Consider the following 2,262-nt stretch of genomic DNA (forward strand, 5'->3'; position numbering starts at 1 on the left):
ATGGTGGCCCTCGGCGGCGGTTCGACCGAGTTTCGTAAAGTGCAGGTGTTTAAAGCGGGCAGCGGCACCGTCAAAGACAGCGCCAATCAGGTGATGGCCAATGCCAGCAAAGGGGCCATTGGCTGGCTGGCGACAAGCAAGATGGGGACGGGACTTGCCGCCGAGCCTAGCCTACCCGTCCAGTTTGAAGAGGCTGCGCCGGTCGTAGACCGCAGCGAGAACCCGATAGCGGTACAGGCCGGAGAGGTCATCGGTCACTGGGGTGAACATCAAATAGCCAAAGCCGGTGCAAGTGGCTTAGTGAAAGACGCCGACAGTAAAGCCGTGCACTTTGAGGTGTTTGTTGCAGACAGCGATAAGCAGGCGCTTGAAGATTGTATCAATAACAAGGCGCGGGTAAGCGGTGGCCAAGGCTACCTGCTATTGAACCAAGAGGTCACCACCTATCGTCTTACCAGCGATAGCCAGCATGGTTTTCACGATGTTGCCAAATTTGGGCCACAGGTCTTACCGTTGGCCGTGAAAGAGTCCGATAAAGTCAGTCACGGTGCCAACAACTTTGTGAAGGTGCGTGAACGGACTGCCGCTGACGGGGAGCTGGCGGGCGAGTTTGTATTGCTGGCCGATGGTGTCGAAGTGGTCAGCCAGCATGACTGGCACAAGCTGGGCGTCAAGCTGGTCGATGGCAGCAGTGATGAAGATGGCTTTTTAGACAAGGCTGATACTGCTACGGATAGCGAAGAGTCCCCACAGAAAGAGGCGAGCGAATTTTTCAGCACCCTCTATGACAAGCTGGTGACAGATAGAGACAACGATGGCACCCTGAGCGGCAACGATATCAAGGCCGCGCTGGCCGATGAGGAATTGGCGGGCAAGTTGCGCATGTTGTTTATCAAGCATAAAAGCGAATGGGTAAAGCCAGGCGATTGGCCGCGTCTCAAGCAGGAGTTGGCTGACCAGCCGAAGCTCTATGAATATGCGATGCAGGTACACAACAATATGGCGTGGATGGAAGATGCCAGCGCGATCTTGGGTGATACCAAGCCTTGGTTTATTCATCCTGTGGGGATGATGGGGTTATTATCCCCTGTTGTTTTGACCTCCATTAAATGCCATAAATGCCATAAATGTCAAAAAGACATATCACTATCTTTTGAGTTTATGCGAACATTTACTCCATCATCTGTTTCAGATTCTCGCCTTCATGATTTTATTGCCAGATGGAATGAGAGTGCAATTAGCTATGGCATTAGTTCTTGTGAGCAAGTAATAAATTTACTGGGACAAGGAAAACATGAAACGAAACGATTCACTGCGTTCAGGGAGTCTTTAGTTTATAGAAGTTACACTGCAGAATATTTATACTCTATGGCTCCAACTGCCATCAATAATGGTTTCGCACGAAAAGGTTTGAGTTTATCCAGAGATGAGAAGATGGATTATATAAGACGCCATCTATTGAATAATGATGCTGGTTATGGAGAGCATGCTTTTGGGAGCAATGAGTTTCCAGGGAAAGATTATCGCGGACGTGGCTTGTTGCATTTAACTCATGCGGAAAACTATAGATTGTGTGCTCTGGCGACAGGTTTAAATATATACTCTAACCCAGAGTTAGTTGAAAGTGATATGTCATCCATAGTATTGTCTGGGTTTTGGTTTTGGAGTTCAAACAATTTAGGTTCTATCGCAGATAGTAACGTAAATCATCTAGATAAAGTAAAGAAGATTACTAAGATTATAAACCCTGGCCTAAAAGGTCTTGAGGAACGGGTTGAATTTACAGCGGAAGCAAGAGAGCTTCATGTTAGATTATTTGGGGAGTGTAATTGATGCCAGCTTTATTCTTTCTTTTTTTATTGTCGTTTACTTGTGCTGCACAGTCAGAGATATCAATTCAAGGCAATGAGGGGAAACTATTTTTCGTAGACAAGGTTGATGAGGCTGTCGGCGATACTGTTATCGCGACATTCTTTGATGAAAATAACGGGGCAAAATATTTTGTTGATTACCTTCCTTATTTATCTTCTAAGGGAAAAGTGCAGGATGCCTTCTACTTAAACACAGGTAAATTAAAGAGCCGATATTTTGTCATTCAACAATCCCAAATAGACTCAGACACAGGAATGAACTGGTCTAATTATTTTAATGTTATCGTGTTTTCTTATGTTAATGGGAAGTTGACTAAGGATGATAAATTAACATCTTATTTTGGTTCTGGTGGAGATATTGTAAATCCTAATGGAGCTAACAGTATAGCTT

General features: G+C 45.4%; 2 protein-coding genes. Both read left to right on the forward strand.

The window, feature by feature from the left end; all coding sequences use genetic code 11:
• Positions 1 to 1,833, forward strand: a 1,833-nt coding sequence (locus AAC083_RS18895) for a glycoside hydrolase family 19 protein (RefSeq protein WP_219927915.1), incomplete at its 5' end; no start/stop codon positions are given.
• Positions 1,833 to 2,262 (forward strand): hypothetical protein (locus AAC083_RS18900; RefSeq protein WP_219927916.1); only part of this gene is annotated, 430 nt, incomplete at its 3' end. The genes AAC083_RS18895 and AAC083_RS18900, both read left to right, overlap by 1 nt.

This window comes from Aeromonas sp. HMWF014, from assembly GCF_963878295.1.
Lineage (GTDB): Bacteria > Pseudomonadota > Gammaproteobacteria > Enterobacterales > Aeromonadaceae > Aeromonas > Aeromonas popoffii.